We start from the raw sequence: 17,583 nt of genomic DNA on the forward strand, positions 1-17,583 counted from the left end.
AAAAGTCTAATTTCCTAAACGTTGATCGGGCTGACGACGTTGCTCATATTTTAAGTCACGTAAGAAGTTTGATTTAATGCCTATAAAGAAATTCCAAGACGACAAATTACTAAACGGTACCCATGAGAAATTCATTCTCCAACTTAATAAGTCTCTTTCAAAACGGAATTGTGTAAATGTAAATCCTTTATTTAAAAAGTCATAACCAGATGATGCACCAACAGTCCATTTTGGGGATAATTCTATATCTCCTGAAAACATTAAGGAATGTGATGCAATGGTATTTTCGCGCCTAGTATTGTTGTAGTTTACTGCATATGCTAATCGTAAATTCCAAGGTATTTTGTAGTTATAATCTGTTAAGTTAGCTTCGCGTTCTTTTTGACGTTCAATGTCTTCATCTGTATAAATACGCGTCGAAAAATCCTCTGTTCTTCCAAATAAATCGTCTGTTCTACCATTTGCTCTTACAGCTTCATCACGATCACGTTGGTCTTTTTCAGAGTCGCCAGATTTACTGAAAGTTTCGTTCGTTAGCGAATAACTCATATTAATATTGGCAGATGTCAATCGGAACAGACTACCACCGTTATTTATATTAAATGTATTAATCTTAGTGTTGTTATTATCAAGTGCGTATGGGTCTAAAGTTGCTGCAAAGTTCACAGACATTTTATCTTTTAAGAATTTGAGTCCACCACTTATTCTAACTGGTGAAAGGTTTAATGAGTCTGCCGCTAAATCATAACGTGTACTAACATTTAAGTTATTGATAAGTGTAATCTTTTTTGGCTCTGTTTCAGTAGAGTCTTTTGAGCGAATTTTAGCTTCAAAATTATTACCAATATCGAGACCAATAGAACTGGAGTATCTATTACCAGGAGCACCAAAAATAGAGCCTTCAAATCGGGTAAACTCTTCAACTTCTCTAATGGTGTTTCCGTTAGCATCAACAGTCTCAAAAGTTTCGAATTCTTCAAAATATTGGTCAAAAGCCGGTTGTACTGTATAGCTAATTGATGGTCGCATTACATGTCTAATTGCCTGTATTTTAGCGTTTTTATTCTTTTTATTAAACGGGAATAAGCCATATAGAGTAGTACCTATATTAGCACTAAAATTATAGGTTCTAAAGCTATCAAAACCATTGACGTCTGTAGTGACTATAGATTGCGTATTTTCATCAAAACTGCGATTTATAGTATTTAAAGTCCAATTTTCTTGATATGTTGTACTGGCACTTACACTGAAATAATCAAATAACTTAAAGTTTGTTGTTAATGGTATAGTATGTTGCATCCCGGCTAAAGCGTCATCAAACATTTCACTTTTTCCAAATAAAGAATCTGTTGTCGTAATGCGATATTCGGCTCTTGAGTTGTATTGAAAGTTGATATTCTGAATAACACCTTTTTTAGCACCAACTTTTGGAGCAAAAGGGAAAACACGTCCAACAGACATTTGTAATGTTGGCAAGGTTAAATTAATTTGCTCAGACTGTGTGTTTTGTGAGTGTGTTGCTGTGGCATTAATATTAACCTGAGGATCACCAGGAAACGTTTTTGAATACGAAATTGATGATGCAAGTGTATTGTTTTGAGAATTAATAATGTTATTCTGGTTTACAGATTGTCTAAAGAACTGACTACTTCCTAAATTTACAGATGCAGAAAATCTCGAATTTGGATTTGCTTTTGCATCTTGGCTGTGAGACCAACGAATATTATAGATTGTATTTTGAGTAAAATCTGGGAAACCTCGTTCACTTGTTAATAGGTTCTCATACCTAATCGCTAAGTTTCCATTAAATCGGTAACGTTTGGCGTAGTTACTTTCAACCCTTAGGCCATAACTACCATTCGTATAATAATCTCCAAGTACGGCTAAATCTAAGTAATCACTAATTGCAAAATAATAACCACCATTTTGTATAAAATAACCACGGTCACTGCCAGTATCTTCACCAAATGTAGGGAAAATGATACCAGATTTTTGATCTTTTGCTAATGGAAAGAAAGCAAAAGGTAAAGCAATAGGAGTAGGTACACCATAGATTTCCATATACGTTGGTCCTACAACAATTTTTTTACCAGGTACTAATTTTATTTTATCAGCAATGAATTGATATTCAGGGTCATCTAAGTCTTCAGCAGTTGTAAACCGCGCATCTTTCATAAAAATAGTAGAATCATTTTCACGTTTGGTAATCGGTGCGAAGATATTTAAACCAGAATCTTCGGTTCTAGAATTAAAGATGATCGCTTTTTTACTTTCCTTATTAAATATTATGGAGTCTGGCTCAACTTTATTCTGCGCTTGTGTAAATACTGGTTGTTGCGAATACCCCGAAGAATCTTTTACGCGACCAGCATAAATCAAGTCGGTATTATTATCAATAACAATAACACCAGCAGTGATTTCCATGTCTTGGTATTTTACGATAGCTTTATCATATAGATAAATCTTATTCTCCTTGTTGTTTAAAGACACATAACCGTCAGCACTATAAATAACTTTATCTTCAAGAAGCTCTTTAGGTTTTTTAATTGAATCTGTTTTTACAGAGTCTACAACTTTAAGATTTTCTTTTGGTTTAAGTAATGAATCTACAGAAATGGTAGTGGTGTCTCTTTCTAAAGTTTTAGGTTTTTCAACAGGTTTAATAACCTTAGGTTTTGGAGGTAAATCTTGAGAATAGCCAAAAGTGTTGATAAACACTGTAAAACTAAGGGCAAAAAGTATCTTTAGGCTATTTGTACGCAAACCTTTATATGGTATTTTTGTAAAAGTATGGCTCGGTTTTTGAAACCCCAAAATTACATATATTTTTTTGTGATTGATTTAATATCGCAATTAAAGTTATAATTATAAACGAGCCAAATAAATAAAGGTAATAATAGCGTATTATTTACCGTTTTAATGTTTAGATGAAAACGAAGCAATATTTCATATTAGTATGTCTAGCAACTCTATTTATAATAGGTTTAACATCTTTTTCAGAAATTGAAAAGCCTACAGACAAATTTGTAGTTGTTTTAGATGCCGGTCACGGTGGTAGAGATCCTGGTGCCATAAGCAATGGGTTTAAAGAAAAGAAAATAGCACTTGACGTTGTATTAGAATTGGGTAAAGAGCTAGAAAAATTAAATGATATAAAAGTTATTTATACCCGTAAAACAGACAAATTTATAGAATTATGGAGGCGAGCAGATATAGCTAATAAGGCAGATGCGGATTTGTTTATATCTATTCACTGTAATGCTGTTGCAAACTCTAAGCCTTATGGTACAGAAACTTGGGTTTTAGGTGAAAAAAATACCGAACGTAATTTTGAATTTGCAAAACGTGAAAATGAAGTTATTTTCTTAGAAGACGATTATGAGAAAAATTATGCTGGTTTTGACCCTAGTTCACCAGAATCTACTATAGCTATTGGTATCGAGCAAGAAGTATATATTGAGCAAAGTATAGCACTTGCCCAGAAAATAGAAAATAATTTTAAACAAAAAGCAAAACGAAAAAGCCGAGGTTTAAAGCAAAAGAGTTTACTAGTTATTAGAAATACATATATGCCAAGTGTGCTTGTTGAACTCGGTTTTATTAGTAATAAAAAGGAAGGGACATTTTTAAATTCTAAAGCTGGTCAGCATAAAATGTCTAATGCACTAAAAGAAGCAATCTTAGACTATAAAAAAGAACTCAATAATAATGTTGGAGATAATATCCTTATTGATTCTGAAGAAAATAAAGAGGACAACCTACCACTGGATGAAGTGTCAACACGAATCGTAAAAGGGGTTACCTTTAAGGTACAAATTGCTGCAAGTTCTCGTAAACTTGAGGCTAAGCCATACAATTTCAATGGATTATCTGATATTAGCAGAGAACAACATGGAACTATTTATAAATATTATCATGGGGCAACATCAGATTATAATGCCATAATGAAGCTTAAAGAAATTGCCAAGTCAAAAGGTTACGCTTCCAGTTTTGTAGTTGCTTATAAAGGTGATAAAAGGATTGCTATAGAAGAAGCCCTTAAAAGACGTTGATTTTTATAAAGGTTCTTAATTATATTATTCCTAATTTTGTTACTAACCAAAGACAATTACATTGAGAATATCTAGAGAAGTCAAAACTGCAGTACTCGTCATTTCAGGTGTACTTCTGTTTATATATCTATTTAAATACCTACAAGGCCAAGATTTACTTTCTGACGAAGTAGAATTCTATACAGAGTTTGATTATAACGCATTAACCATGTCTTCACCTGTGACTATTAAAGGAAATGTTGTTGGTAAGGTTGAAGATATCAAATACGATTTTAAGACTGGAATGACACGCGTCGAATTTTCAGTTGACCCACGATTAACATTTTCCAAATCTTCAAAAATCCGATTGTACGAAACAGGAATTATGGGCGGCAATGCTTTAGCAGTAATTGATTCATATGAAGGCGAAAAAGCTAAAAAAGGTGATTTTATTGCTTCAGAAATTCAACCTGGCTTAGTATCATCATTAAAGGACAATTTCTCTGGGCTTAGTACAAATTTAGATAAGACATTGCGCTCGGCCGATACATTGATGATGAGTTTAAATGGATTGGTTATTGACGAATCGGATACAGGATTAAAAGCAACTATAAAAGAACTTAATGCTACACTAAAATCGTTTAAAGGTTTAGCTTACAATATTACGGATGTAGTTAAAGCAAATGATGAAAAGATAGCTGCTACTTTAGATAGTTTTAAAACTGCTAGTGCTAATTTATCTGAATTGTCTGAAGATTTAAAAAAGGCAAAATTATCCAAGACTATAGAAGATTTTGATAAAACGCTTCTAAGTATCAATTCGCTCTTAGAAAGCTTCGAAAAAGGCGAAGGTTCACTTGGAAAGTTACTTAAGGATGACAAGCTTTATAACAATCTTGAAGCAGCATCCAAAGAAATGGAGCTACTATTATTAGATATTAAACTGCATCCTGCACGATATAGACGTATTTTATCTAAGCGTGAAATACCTTACGAAGCTCCAACTGAAGAAGAACTACAAAAGAACTAGACTAACCAATATATGAGTTATTTACCTAACATAATTTTCGCAATCGTTTTAGTATTAGGTATTGGATATTTTGCGAGAAATGTAAAAAAACTAATCCGTAACATTAAGCTTGGTAGAGAAGTAGATGCCAGTGATAATAAAGGCCAACGTTGGAAAAACATGGCTCGTATTGCCCTTGGTCAAAGTAAAATGGTAGTACGACCAATAGCTGGTATTCTTCATATTATAGTATACATAGGTTTTGTTATCATAAACATTGAAGTGCTCGAGATCATTATCGATGGTCTTTTTGGTACACATCGAATAGGCCTTAAAGTATTGCCAGAATCTGTCTATGGATTTTTAATAGGGAGTTTCGAAATATTAGCAGTGCTTGTTTTAGTGGCAGTAATTGTCTTTTGGCTCAGACGAAACATAATCAATCTAAAACGATTCAAAACCTTAAAAGGCTGGCCAAAAAATGACGGTAATATCATTCTGTATTTCGAAGTTGTTTTGATGTGTCTATTCTTAGTAATGAATGCAACTGATACGTCTTTTCAGCAATTAGGTACAGGAAATGTAATATCGCAATTTATTGTACCATGGTTTGGTGATAATCCTGAAACTCTTCATGTTATTGAACGCACAGCTTGGTGGTTGCACATTATAGGTATACTTATCTTCTTGAACTATTTATATTTCTCTAAGCATTTACATATTCTATTAGCGTTTCCAAATACGTATTACGGAAAGCTTACACCAAAAGGGCAGTTTAATAATCTTGAAGCTGTTACCAAAGAAGTGAAGTTAATGATGGATCCAAATGCAGATCCATTTGCTGTACCAGCCGAAGGCGAATCTGATGAAGAGCCAGCTAAGTTTGGTGCAAGTGATGTATTGGATTTAAATAGAATTCAGTTATTAAATGCGTACACGTGCACTGAATGTGGGCGTTGCACTAGTGAGTGTCCAGCAAATCAAACAGGAAAAAAATTATCGCCACGTAAAATCATGATGGATACGCGTGATCGATTAGTAGAAGTTGGTAAAAACATAGATACTAATGGTGGTGAATTTAAAGAAGACGGTAAACAACTTTTAGGGGATTATATCACGCACGAAGAGCTTTGGGCATGTACAACATGTAATGCATGTACTGAAGCTTGTCCTGTAAGCATAGATCCATTGTCAATTATCATGGAAATGCGTCGCTACTTAGTTATGGAGCAGAGCGCTGCACCAATGGAACTTAACAACATGATGACTAATATTGAAAACAATGGCGCACCATGGCCATATAACCAACAAGACCGTCTAAATTGGGTTAATGAATAAATTTACATATATAAACATGAAATACACCTTTGTTTTACTTACTCTATTCACTTGTCTAACACTTTTTTCTCAAGATGATTCCTCCGTTTCAAGCGAGTCTATTTCTAAAGGAAATTGGTTTATTGGTGGTGGCTCAAACCTTTTTTTTAATTCAACAAATTCGGAAGTCGAGTCTAATGGTCAAACTATAGATACTGGAAATGATTTGAGAATCTCATTAGGCGTTGGTGCAGGTTATTTTGTGTCTAACCATTTAGTTGTGGGTATGGAGTTGCCAGTGTCGTTTTCAAGAAGAAAAGATGATGACGTTGGTTTAAATTTAAGAAATACTTCTTTTATAGCTTCTCCTTTTGTTAGGTATTATTTTAATGGTACTAATATTAGACCTTTTATTCAAGGAAATATTGGCTTTGGTATATCAAAGTCAAAAAATGCAGTCAGTAATACAATTACTAATCCTAATGACCCTGTGTTTTTTCAACCTGTGGACACCACATCTGATATCTTTCAATATAGTTTCAATGGTGGTATAGCTATTTTTATTTCACAAAAAGTTTCAGTCGATCTAGGAGTTGGTTATAGTAGTACAACTTCAAACCCTGATACTTCAGATATAAAGTTTAAAAATAATACAATAGGATTTTTAGCCGGTTTCAATATCTTCTTATAACTAATCAATTATGAACGAGGAATTAAAAGTACCAACAATGGCAGAATATATGGCCGAAGGCAAGCAACCTGAAATTTTATTTTGGGTTGGTTCTGCGGGAAGCTACGATGACAGAGCAAAGAAAATATCAAAAGCTTTTGTAAAACTTTTGAATAATGCTGGCGTTGATTTTGCAGTCTTAGGCGAAGAAGAAAGTAATACCGGTGATGTAGCCAAACGTGCCGGGAACGAGTTTTTGTTTCAGATGCAAGCTATGATGAATATAGAAGTCCTAAATGCCTATGAGGTGACGCGTATCGTTACCTGCGATCCACATTCATTTAACTGTCTAAAGAATGAATATCCAAGTCTTGGTGGCGTTTACGACGTTGTGCATCATACACAATATATAAAAGAACTTATTGATACTGGTCGCTTAAGTGTTAATGGCGATACCTACAAAGGTAAACGTATTACATTCCATGACCCCTGTTATTTAGGTCGTGCTAATAGTGAATTTGAAGCCCCAAGAAGTGTTTTACAAAACACTAAAGCTACACTGGTAGAAATGAAAAAGAATAAGCGTTTTGCCTTGTGTTGTGGTGCAGGTGGTGCCCAGATGTTTAAAGAACCAGAAAAAGGAGACAAAGACGTTAATGTTTTACGCACAGAACAAGCTCTTGAAACTACTCCAGATATTATTGCTACAGGCTGCCCTTACTGTAATACCATGATGACTGATGGTATAAAAGCTAAAGAAAAAGAAGATAGCATTACTGTTCTCGATGTTGCTGAATTGATTGCAAATATGCAGTAATTATGAATTCTACCGATAAACAAATGCTTAAAGTGGCATTGCGAAATGGTATTTTGTTTACAGCAATACTTTTAATATTTAGTTATTTTAAAAATGGGCTCATAAATTATAAATGGATACCTGTTTGGTTTTTATTTTTTGCAAGTACAGGTGCGCTGAGATACTATTATCAAAACAAAAGATCAAAAGATTAATTAATGTTAGTAGATTTTAATACACTTCCTGAAGAATCACGTGTTTGGATTTACCAAGCTAATCGTTCATTTACTGAAAAAGAACTCTCAGAAATTGAAACTAAACTCAATGGTTTTATAGAAGCTTGGACTGCGCATGGTAAAGACTTACAATCTGGGTTTAAGATTATTTATAAACGTTTTATTGTTATTGCCTTAAATCAAAACTTAAATGCAGCTACTGGTTGCTCCATTGATGCTTCGGTACATTTTATTCAACAATTAGAAAAGGATTATAATGTGGATTTAATGGATAAAATGAATGTGTCATACAAACAAGGCGATTATATAGCTTATAAATCTTTGGTCGATTTCAAAAAAATGGCAAAGCAAAAAGCTATTTCAAAAAAGACAATTGTCTTTAATAATCTAGTTACAAACATTGCTGAGTTTAAAGAAAATTGGGAAGTACCTGCGAGTGAGAGTTGGCATAGTCGTTTCTTATGATGAAAAATTCTCAGTCTTTCTTTAATATTTTTATCGAATTACAATAGCTAATTATTTTCATAATTAGTTGATATTCCTAATATTTGCCAAATCGTAAATCTAAAATCTGTAATTATAAATTACTTTGGCTAAAGATATTTTTTTATTAAACATTTCAGGGCAAGATAAGCCAGGTCTTACTTCTGGGTTAACTAGTGTTTTAGCTACCTATGACGCAAAAATTCTAGATATAGGACAAGCAAATATACATGATACATTGTCTTTAGGTATGCTATTCGAAATTGAAGCTGGCGAAAAATCTTCTGCTGTTCAAAAAGACTTGTTATTTAAAGCATACGAACTTGGAATTACAGCGAAGTTTACACCTATTACATTAGAAGGATATGAAGATTGGGTCAACTTGCAAGGTAAAGACCGCTATATAATTACTATACTAGGAGAGAAGTTAGCTGCTGAGCAAATATCGAAGGTAACAAAGATTATTTCGGATAAAGGATTAAATATAGATTCTATTAAGCGGTTAACTGGACGATTATCTTTAGTCAAACAAGAAGACTATCCTCGAGCGTCAATTCAATTATCAATCAGAGGGCAAATAGATAATAAAACAGAGCTAACAGAAAAATTTATGCAAATCTCACGGGATTTGGATGTAGATATTGCGTTTCAGGAAGACAACATATTTAGAAGAAATAGGCGATTGGTTTGTTTTGATATGGATTCTACATTAATACAAACCGAAGTTATCGATGAGTTAGCAGAACTTGCTGGTGTTGGAGCGCAAGTAAAAGCAATCACAGAATCTGCTATGCAAGGTGAAATTGATTTTAACGAGAGCTTTAAACGTCGAATGAAATTGTTAAAAGGCTTATCTGAAGATGTTCTAAGAACCGTTGCTGAAAATCTTCCTATTACTAAAGGCGCTCGCCGTTTAATAGATACACTTCATGCATATGGCTTTAAAACAGCAATCTTATCTGGTGGTTTTACATATTTTGGAAACTATTTAAAAGAAAAATTGGATATCGATTATGTATTTGCTAACCAATTAGAAATTAAAGATGGAGTTCTTACAGGTGGCTATCTAGGTGACATTGTGGATGGTGACAAAAAAGCCGAATACCTGCAACTATTAGCAGACAGAGAAGGTATTGATATTGGTCAAACTATTGCAGTTGGTGATGGAGCAAACGACCTTCAAATGCTTGATTTGGCTGGTCTAGGCATTGCTTTTCATGCGAAGCCAAAAGTAAAAGATAATGCACAAAACTCAATTTCGAGTATTGGATTAGACGGTGTTTTATATCTTTTAGGTTATCATGATAGACACATCGACTTGTTGAGTTAGGTCTATTGTTAATTAAAGTCTTTATAAATCTATCTTAAAGCTTTTTTAGGTCAACGTTTTTATGCTATTTTGGCATGGTATTCGTTATACCATAATACACAAGTTTAATTTATGCAACGTATTGCCCTCATTATATTTTCATGTTTTTACTTATTAGGATTCTCACAAGAAGAAACACCAAATCCGTTACTATCTAAAGATGTAGAAGCTCAGCAAAAATGGGTTGATAGTCTTTATCATTCAATGACTTTAAAAGAACGTATTGGGCAATTGTTTATGGTTCAGGCGTTTTCAAATAAAGGATTTAAACATGAAAATGAGATCGCGGCCTTAATAAAAAATCACAATATTGGTGGTGTTATTTATTCAAAAGGTGGTCCAACGCGTCAGGTAAAAATGGACAATAACCTGCAATCTGAAGCTAAAATACCACTTCTTATAGGTATGGATGCAGAATGGGGATTAAGTATGCGATTAGATTCTACCTATGCTTTTCCATGGAATATGACATTAGGTGCTGTTGCTAATGATAGACTCATAGAAAAAACTGGCTATCAGATTGGAGAACATTGTAAGCGCGTTGGCGTACATTTTAATTTTGCTCCAGTTGTTGATATTAATACTAACCCAAATAATCCCATAATTGGTAATCGCTCTTTTGGTGAAGATAAAGACAATGTAACTAAGAAAGCATTGGCATTTATGAAAGGTATGCAATCTGCAGGTGTTTTGGCTAATGCTAAGCACTTTCCTGGTCATGGAGATACAGATGCAGATTCTCATAAGACTTTGCCAACTGTGAGTTTTAATAAACAGCGTATAGATTCTGTTGAATTGTATCCTTACCGAAAGCTTATCAAAGAAGGTTTGTCTAGTGTTATGGTAGCACACCTTAATATTCCAGATTTTGGTGTTCAAAATGGTTTGCCAACCTCATTATCAAAATACGTAGTAACCGACGTCTTGAAGGGAGAATTAGGATTTAAAGGCTTAATTTTTACTGATGCATTGACTATGAAAGGTGCAGCAGATTTTGTGCAACCTCAAGTTGATGGTACTTCCGCAAAGAAAATTGATACTCGTGGAGAAATTGATCTTATGGCGTTCAAGGCAGGTAATGATGTTTTATTAATGTCAGAGAACATTCCAAAGGGGATCGAGAAAATCACTGACGCATTTAATAAAGGTGAAATTACAGAAGAGCGTTTAGCATTCTCAGTAAAAAAGATTTTAATGGCTAAATACAAAGTAGGCTTAAATGAGTATAAACCAATTTCTTATAATGGTGTGCATGGCGATATTAAAAGAATTACTGATGATGTTCTATATGGCCAATTAATGGAGAATGCCATTACGGTGCTTAAAAATAAGTCCGATATTCTACCATTACGTAATTTGGAGACAAAGAAAATTGCTTACGTGTCTTTCGGTGATGATTCTGGTTCAGCGTTTTACAATGAGTTAAAGAAATACACCAAAGTTCATAAAATTGAAGCTGATGGCCTAAATGAGCTCCTAGAAAAACTAAAAAATTACAATACAGTTGTTATAGGTTGTCATAAGTCTAATGCCAATCCATGGAAATCCTATAAGTTTTCGACTAAAGAGCTAACATGGTTATATGAAATCGCTAGGACAAATACTGTTATTTTAGATGTTTTTGCTAGACCATATGCATTAATGGATTTCTCAACAATAGAGAATATTGAAGCCATAGTAATGAGTTACCAAAATAGTGAAATAGGTCAACAAAAATCTGCCCAGCTTATTTTTGGAGCAATTCCAGCAAAAGGACATTTACCGGTTTCAGCTGGTCAATATTTTGCTAATGGAGATGGTATTGAGTTTAATGCTATCAATAATTTATCCTATGGTTTACCTGAAGATGTAGGCATGGATTCCAGAAAGCTTCAGAAGTTAGATTCTATTGCAAACTATGCAGTAAAGGAGCAAATGACTCCTGGTATTCAGCTAATAGTTGCAAGAAAAGGAAAAGTTATCTACAATAAAAACTTTGGTTATCATACCTACCAAAAGAAAAATAAAGTTGATTTTGATGATGTATATGATGTAGCCTCTTTAACTAAAATTATGGCGACCGTACCATTAATCATGGAACTTCAAGAAAATAAAATTATATCCTTGAATACGAAGATATCTAAGCTGTTACCCGAATATAAAAATACTGATAAAGAAGATATCACAGTAAAACAAATGCTATCACATTATGCACGGTTGAAACCATGGATTCCATTTTATGCAAACACATTAGACACCATAACCAAAAAGCCATTAAAAAAGTGGTATAAAACATCAAAAACAGGTAGCTATAATGTAGAAATTACAGATAAACTTTTCATGCGAAACGATTATAAGGATTCAATTTATGATGTCATAAAGGACACTGAATTACTTTCTCGTCTACGATACCGATATAGTGATCTACCATATTATCTGCTTAAAAAATATTTAGAAAAATACCATAGTAAAGGATTAGAAGAATTAGTGCAAGACCATATTTATCAATCTTTGGGAGCTAATTATACAACCTACCGTCCAAGAGAAAAATTTAGTCTTAAAGATATTGTCCCTACAGAAGTTGACGATTACTTTAGATATCAAAAAGTGCATGGGTATGTACATGATATGGGTGCAGCGATGCAAGATGGAGTTGGAGGTCATGCAGGTGTTTTTAGTAATGCCAATGATGTTGCAAAACTCATGCAGATGTATCTTCAAAGGGGTTTTTATGGTGGTAAACGCTATTTTAAAACCAGCACGTTAACTGAGTTTACTAAATGCCATTATTGCCATAAAAATAATAGGCGTGGTGTTGGTTTCGATAAACCTCAATTAGGAGATGAAGGACCAACCTGCGGATGTTTGTCAATGAAGAGTTTTGGACATTCTGGTTTTACTGGCACCTATGCTTGGGCTGATCCTGATGAAGAAATAGTCTATGTGTTCTTAGCAAATCGAACATATCCAAAAGCAGGAAAAAATCGCTTACTACGCGAAAACATTCGCACGGAGATCCAACGATTTATCTACGAAGCCATTATTGAGTAATGCATTTGTATGCATATTGAATATGAGTTTTTGATTATTAAATTTTGATGGACTGTTAAATCTCAATTATTCGTTAAAACTTACAGCAACAATTTCAAATCATTTAATTTAGTGCCAAATAATAGCATTAAATGAAAATAGGAATTGTTTGTTACCCAACGTTTGGTGGAAGTGGTGTAGTAGCTACAGAACTAGGCTTAGAATTATCCAAGCGTGGTCATGAAATTCATTTTATTACATACAAACAGCCTGTAAGGCTAGAGTTGCTAAGCAAGAATGTACATTTTCATGAAGTTCATGTTCCAGAATATCCTTTATTTCATTACCAACCTTATGAGCTTGCCTTATCAAGCAAATTAGTAGATATGGTAAAGCTTCATGGTATAGATTTATTGCATGTACATTATGCAATACCACATGCATATGCAGCTTACATGGCACAAAAAATGCTGAAAGATGATGGTATTTATGTTCCTATTGTAACAACGCTTCATGGAACGGATATAACACTTGTTGGTAGTCATCCATTCTATAAGCCTGCAGTTACGTTTAGCATTAATAAGTCGGATGCTGTTACTTCAGTATCCGAAAGTCTAAAGCAAGATACCTTGAGGCTTTTTGATATAAAGAAAGAGATTGAAGTTGTACCTAACTTTATTGACATAGAGAAATCACAAACAAGCTTTACGGATTGTCAACGGAGTTTAATGGCATCTGATGAAGAACGAATAATTACACATATTAGTAATTTTAGGGAAGTAAAGAATATTCCTAATGTAATTAAGATATTTTATAATATTCAGAAAGAAATACCTGCAAAGCTAATGATGGTAGGTGAAGGCCCAGAAAAAGAACCTGCTGAAATATTAGTAGAAAGATTAGGTATTAGCGATAAAGTAGTATTCCTTGGAAACAGTAATGAAATTGACCGGATACTCTGCTTTAGTGATTTGTTTTTATTGCCTTCTCAAACCGAAAGTTTTGGTTTAGCTGCGCTTGAAGCAATGGCATCTGGTGTTCCAGTAGTCTCATCAAACACTGGAGGTTTACCAGAAGTTAATAGAGATGGATATTCAGGGTTTTTAAGCGATGTTAATGATAGTTCTGAAATGACATCTAATGCCATTAAGATTCTTAAAGATCCAGCTGTTTTAGAGCAATTCAAAGAAAATGCAAAAGCACAATCCTTAAATTTCGATTTGCATAATGTTGTTCCAATGTATGAGGCGATATACGAGAGGACATTATCTCAATGTCTTATAAATTAAAAAAAGCCATCAATACGATGGCTTTAAATATGTTTTATTAATCTTCTAAAATTGATATCGTATTCCTAGTGCGATATCAAAATCTAAATCATCATTAACATCTCCAAAACCAATTTCTGGCCTAAAGTCTAGAGATAGCAAGAGTGGTATATCAAAGTCATATTCTATACCAACATTTCCTGCGGCAAAGAAAAACGTTTCACTATCGTTAATTGGAGCTTCAAAATCATAAGATCCAACGCCACCACCTGCACCGGCATACCAGTTAAATCCTCCATCAATATTCCAAATCCACTGATATAGACCAGCTAATTTAAAGCCATCAAAGTCGTCGCCTGTGCGCCAACCCAAATCAACTTCAAGTCTATTGTTGTCTCCTAAACCTCTTTGGTAAGATATTTCAGCTCCCAAGCCATCACTATCACCGAGTCTAAGACCAATAGCATTTTCAGCTATATTTTGTGCATTTGTAAATACTAAGCATCCAATAATAGTGAATGCAGATAAAATTAGTTTTTTCATGATTATTCGTTTTTAAATTGATTTTGGTATTTATATCAAAAATAACGCCAAAACTATTTATATATTTGATTTACGTGTTTAAAGCACTATTAGATTATTGGTAATTTTTGAATTCAACTGAATGAAACCATTGATAAATTCCTTCTTAAATATTTTAAAACCCGAGCAAGTATTAATAGGAGATGGTTTGTCTTCTAGATATCATCACATTTGGGCAATGGATGAACCACTTAATGCTCAAGCCATGCTATTACCGGAGACGACACATCAGATTTCTGAAATAATGAAAATCTGTAATGAAACCGAAACTCCTGTAATTGTTTTTGGTGGTTTAACAAACTTGGTTGGTAGTACAGAAACATCAGGTAATGAAATCGTGATTTCCATGGAACGGATGAATGCTATTGAAACTCCAGATATTCTAAGTAGAACTATTACCGTTGGAGCGGGAGCAATTTTGGAGAATGTTCAACAGGCAGTGTCAGAAATTGGACTTTTATTTCCATTGAATTATGGCGCTAAGGGCTCTGCTCAAATAGGAGGCGCTATATCAACTAATGCAGGTGGTCTTCAGGTAATTAGATATGGTATGACTAGAAATTTAGTCTTAGGTCTAGAAGTTGTATTAGCAGACGGAACAATCTTATCTTCATTAAAAAAGATTATAAAAGACAATTCTGCTTATGATTTAAAGCATTTGTTTATTGGCTCTGAAGGTACATTAGGTATTGTCACTAAAGCTGTCTTAAAATTGGTTGAGTCTCCTAAAAGTCGCGTTTCAGCATTTGTTGGGATAAATGATTTTAATAAGGTAGTTTCTTTTATGCGCCATGTAGATCAAGGGCTAGCAGGAACACTAAGTAGTTATGAGTTGATCTGGAAAGATACTTTTATAACTTTAACGCAGGATCAATCCGTTGAGCGTTCACCGCTGCCATATGATTATAATTACTATGTCTTATTAGAAGGACTTGGAAGTGATCTTGAGCAAGATAAGATGCGTTTAGAACATCTTTTAGAAGAGGCGTTACACCAAGAAATTATTGAAGATGCAGTATTTGCAACTACTGATAAAGATCTTAATTGGTTTTGGCACATACGTGAAAACGTAGATGCCTTGGTCACCGTTTGTGATTATGACCAACATTTTGATATAAGCTTACCAATTAACGCAATAGGCGATACGATTTCAGAAATCACAAGTAAGCTTTCTAAAATAAAGGGAGTCACTCATATTTTTCCGTTTGGTCATGTCGGTGATGGCAATATTCATTACATTATTGGTAAAGAAAATAATAGTGATGAATTACGGAAAGCGATTAATGCAGTAGTTTATGAACCACTATTAGATTTAGGAGGCTCTGTTTCTGCGGAGCATGGCATTGGATTGCATAAAAAAGAATATTTAAGCCTCTGCAGAACTCAAGAGGAAATATTTACGATGAAACAACTTAAGAAAACACTTGACCCTAAAAACATTCTCAATCGCGGTAAAGTTTTAGATATCGACTAATACAAATTAATTTATTTTTCTTCTGGTTGCTTTACAATAGTAATAGCCGCAATTAAATCCTTGGTATCTATTGATTTTAATTCTTCATCCGGAGCAAAAGGAATCAACTTGTCGTTGTTATAATTGTATAGTTTCCAGCGTTTAAGTCGGTATTCTAATGCCGTGAAGTTTTCAACCCAATCTCCTGAATTTAAATAAGTTGTAGATCCTTTAGAGTTTGTTTTCACCTCAATTGTAGGTTGATGAATATGACCACAAATGACGTACTCGTAACCATTTTGTATGGCTAAATCTGAAGCTGTTTTTTCAAAGTCACCAATGTATTTTACTGCACCCTTAACGTTGCGCTTTATTTTTTGTGAAAATGAGTAACGTTCTTTACCACGTTGTTGTAAGTACCAATTAACCCAACGATTTAAGACAATAAGTAAATCGTAGCCCCAACCACCAAGCTTAGCAATCCATTTGGCCTTTTGAATTGAGACATCGAACACATCGCCATGAAATATCCATGTTTTTTTGCCATCAAGGTTTAGTAATAATTTATTAACAATAGAAATGTTTCCGATTTCGGTGTCTGTAAACTTGCGTAGCATTTCGTCATGGTTGCCTGTTATATAGGTCACTTTTGTACCATTAGCCGACAAATCCATTATCTTTTTAATAACCTTTAAATGTGACTTTGGGAAGTAACGTTTTTTAAATTGCCATATATCAATAATATCGCCATTTAGTACTAAGTGTTTGACTTCTATGCTATTAAGATAGTTAAGAAGCTTTTTTGCATTACAACCGTATGTACCTAGATGTACATCCGAGACAACAACAACATCAAGTTTACGCTTTAAGTTCAATTATTCAGGGTTTTGTGCAAATTACTAGCATCTATATAACCTTAGAGTTAATCAATAATTAATTATAATTAATGGAATTGTTATCAAAGTGTTATGGAATAATTTCATACACAGAATTATAAATTATCTTTTAGGCTTTTGTTTCTGTGAGATTACATTTACATTAGCACAAAATATATTTTAATGGCAGGTAATTCCTTCGGAAAATTATTTAAACTTACAACCTTTGGTGAGTCTCATGGGAAAGCAATTGGTGGCATTATTGATGGATGTCCAGCAGGGCTAAAATTGGATTTTGAAGCTATTCAGAATGAAATGAATCGCCGCAAACCAGGGCAATCTAAAATTGTTACTCAACGCAAAGAACCAGATAATGTAGAATTTTATTCAGGTATTTTTGAGGGGCAAACCACAGGAACACCTATAGGTTTTGTAATTCATAATACCAATCAAAAGTCCAAGGATTATTCACATATTAAGGATGT

General features: G+C 33.8%; 14 protein-coding genes. 11 read left to right on the forward strand and 3 right to left on the reverse strand.

Annotated elements, in window-relative coordinates:
• Positions 1 to 6: 6 nt before the first annotated feature.
• Positions 7 to 2,814, reverse strand: coding sequence for a putative LPS assembly protein LptD (locus tag ED556_RS07830; protein WP_296321713.1), 2,808 nt, complete (start codon positions 2,812 to 2,814; stop codon positions 7 to 9).
• Between the two features lie 113 nt (positions 2,815 to 2,927).
• Between ED556_RS07830 and ED556_RS07835 the strand changes: the two genes are divergently transcribed.
• The 9 genes from ED556_RS07835 (at position 2,928) to bshA (ending at position 14,209) form a co-directional block, all read left to right on the forward strand.
• Entirely contained in the window at positions 2,928 to 4,052 is a 1,125-nt protein-coding gene (locus ED556_RS07835) for an N-acetylmuramoyl-L-alanine amidase (protein ID WP_296321715.1), read from the forward strand.
• Between the two features lie 61 nt (positions 4,053 to 4,113).
• Positions 4,114 to 5,061: an MlaD family protein gene (locus ED556_RS07840; RefSeq protein WP_296321717.1), complete on the forward strand. Its 948-nt coding sequence runs from the start codon at positions 4,114 to 4,116 to the stop codon at positions 5,059 to 5,061.
• Between the two features lie 12 nt (positions 5,062 to 5,073).
• Complete coding sequence (locus ED556_RS07845) at positions 5,074 to 6,378, forward strand: 4Fe-4S dicluster domain-containing protein (protein WP_296321721.1); 1,305 nt, start codon at positions 5,074 to 5,076, stop codon at positions 6,376 to 6,378.
• Entirely contained in the window at positions 6,371 to 7,048 is a 678-nt protein-coding gene (locus tag ED556_RS07850) for an outer membrane beta-barrel protein (RefSeq protein ID WP_296321724.1), read from the forward strand. Before ED556_RS07845 ends, ED556_RS07850 begins: the two co-directional genes overlap by 8 nt.
• A gap of 10 nt (positions 7,049 to 7,058) precedes the next feature.
• The gene (locus ED556_RS07855; RefSeq protein ID WP_296321729.1) at positions 7,059 to 7,844 is read left to right on the forward strand and encodes a (Fe-S)-binding protein; all 786 of its coding nucleotides are present in this window, start codon (positions 7,059 to 7,061) and stop codon (positions 7,842 to 7,844) included.
• A 197-nt stretch (positions 7,845 to 8,041) separates the two neighbouring features.
• Complete coding sequence (locus tag ED556_RS07860; RefSeq protein ID WP_296321732.1) at positions 8,042 to 8,524, forward strand: ABC transporter ATPase; 483 nt, start codon at positions 8,042 to 8,044, stop codon at positions 8,522 to 8,524.
• A 124-nt stretch (positions 8,525 to 8,648) separates the two neighbouring features.
• Positions 8,649 to 9,872 carry a phosphoserine phosphatase SerB gene (gene serB, locus ED556_RS07865; protein WP_296321735.1) on the forward strand — a complete coding sequence of 408 codons (1,224 nt, stop codon included), beginning with the start codon at positions 8,649 to 8,651 and terminating at the stop codon, positions 9,870 to 9,872.
• A gap of 111 nt (positions 9,873 to 9,983) precedes the next feature.
• Positions 9,984 to 12,941 (forward strand): glycoside hydrolase family 3 N-terminal domain-containing protein, encoded by a 2,958-nt coding sequence (locus ED556_RS07870; protein WP_296321737.1) that lies wholly within the window; start codon positions 9,984 to 9,986, stop codon positions 12,939 to 12,941.
• A 131-nt stretch (positions 12,942 to 13,072) separates the two neighbouring features.
• Positions 13,073 to 14,209: an N-acetyl-alpha-D-glucosaminyl L-malate synthase BshA gene (gene bshA, locus ED556_RS07875; protein WP_296321740.1), complete on the forward strand. Its 1,137-nt coding sequence runs from the start codon at positions 13,073 to 13,075 to the stop codon at positions 14,207 to 14,209.
• A 45-nt stretch (positions 14,210 to 14,254) separates the two neighbouring features.
• Here bshA and ED556_RS07880 read toward each other — a convergent pair whose 3' ends face one another.
• On the reverse strand, positions 14,255 to 14,731 hold the full coding sequence (locus tag ED556_RS07880) for a hypothetical protein (RefSeq protein ID WP_296321743.1): 477 nt from the start codon (positions 14,729 to 14,731) through the stop codon (positions 14,255 to 14,257).
• Positions 14,732 to 14,852: 121 nt separating this feature from the next.
• Between ED556_RS07880 and ED556_RS07885 the strand changes: the two genes are divergently transcribed.
• Complete coding sequence (locus tag ED556_RS07885) at positions 14,853 to 16,244, forward strand: FAD-binding oxidoreductase (RefSeq protein WP_296321746.1); 1,392 nt, start codon at positions 14,853 to 14,855, stop codon at positions 16,242 to 16,244.
• Between the two features lie 11 nt (positions 16,245 to 16,255).
• Here ED556_RS07885 and ED556_RS07890 read toward each other — a convergent pair whose 3' ends face one another.
• Positions 16,256 to 17,098 (reverse strand): UDP-2,3-diacylglucosamine diphosphatase, encoded by an 843-nt coding sequence (locus tag ED556_RS07890; protein ID WP_296321749.1) that lies wholly within the window; start codon positions 17,096 to 17,098, stop codon positions 16,256 to 16,258.
• Between the two features lie 183 nt (positions 17,099 to 17,281).
• Between ED556_RS07890 and ED556_RS07895 the strand changes: the two genes are divergently transcribed.
• A partial coding sequence (locus tag ED556_RS07895) for a chorismate synthase (protein WP_296321752.1) occupies positions 17,282 to 17,583 on the forward strand: 302 nt, incomplete at its 3' end.

Source organism: Winogradskyella sp., from assembly GCF_003712105.1.
Classification (GTDB): domain Bacteria; phylum Bacteroidota; class Bacteroidia; order Flavobacteriales; family Flavobacteriaceae; genus Winogradskyella.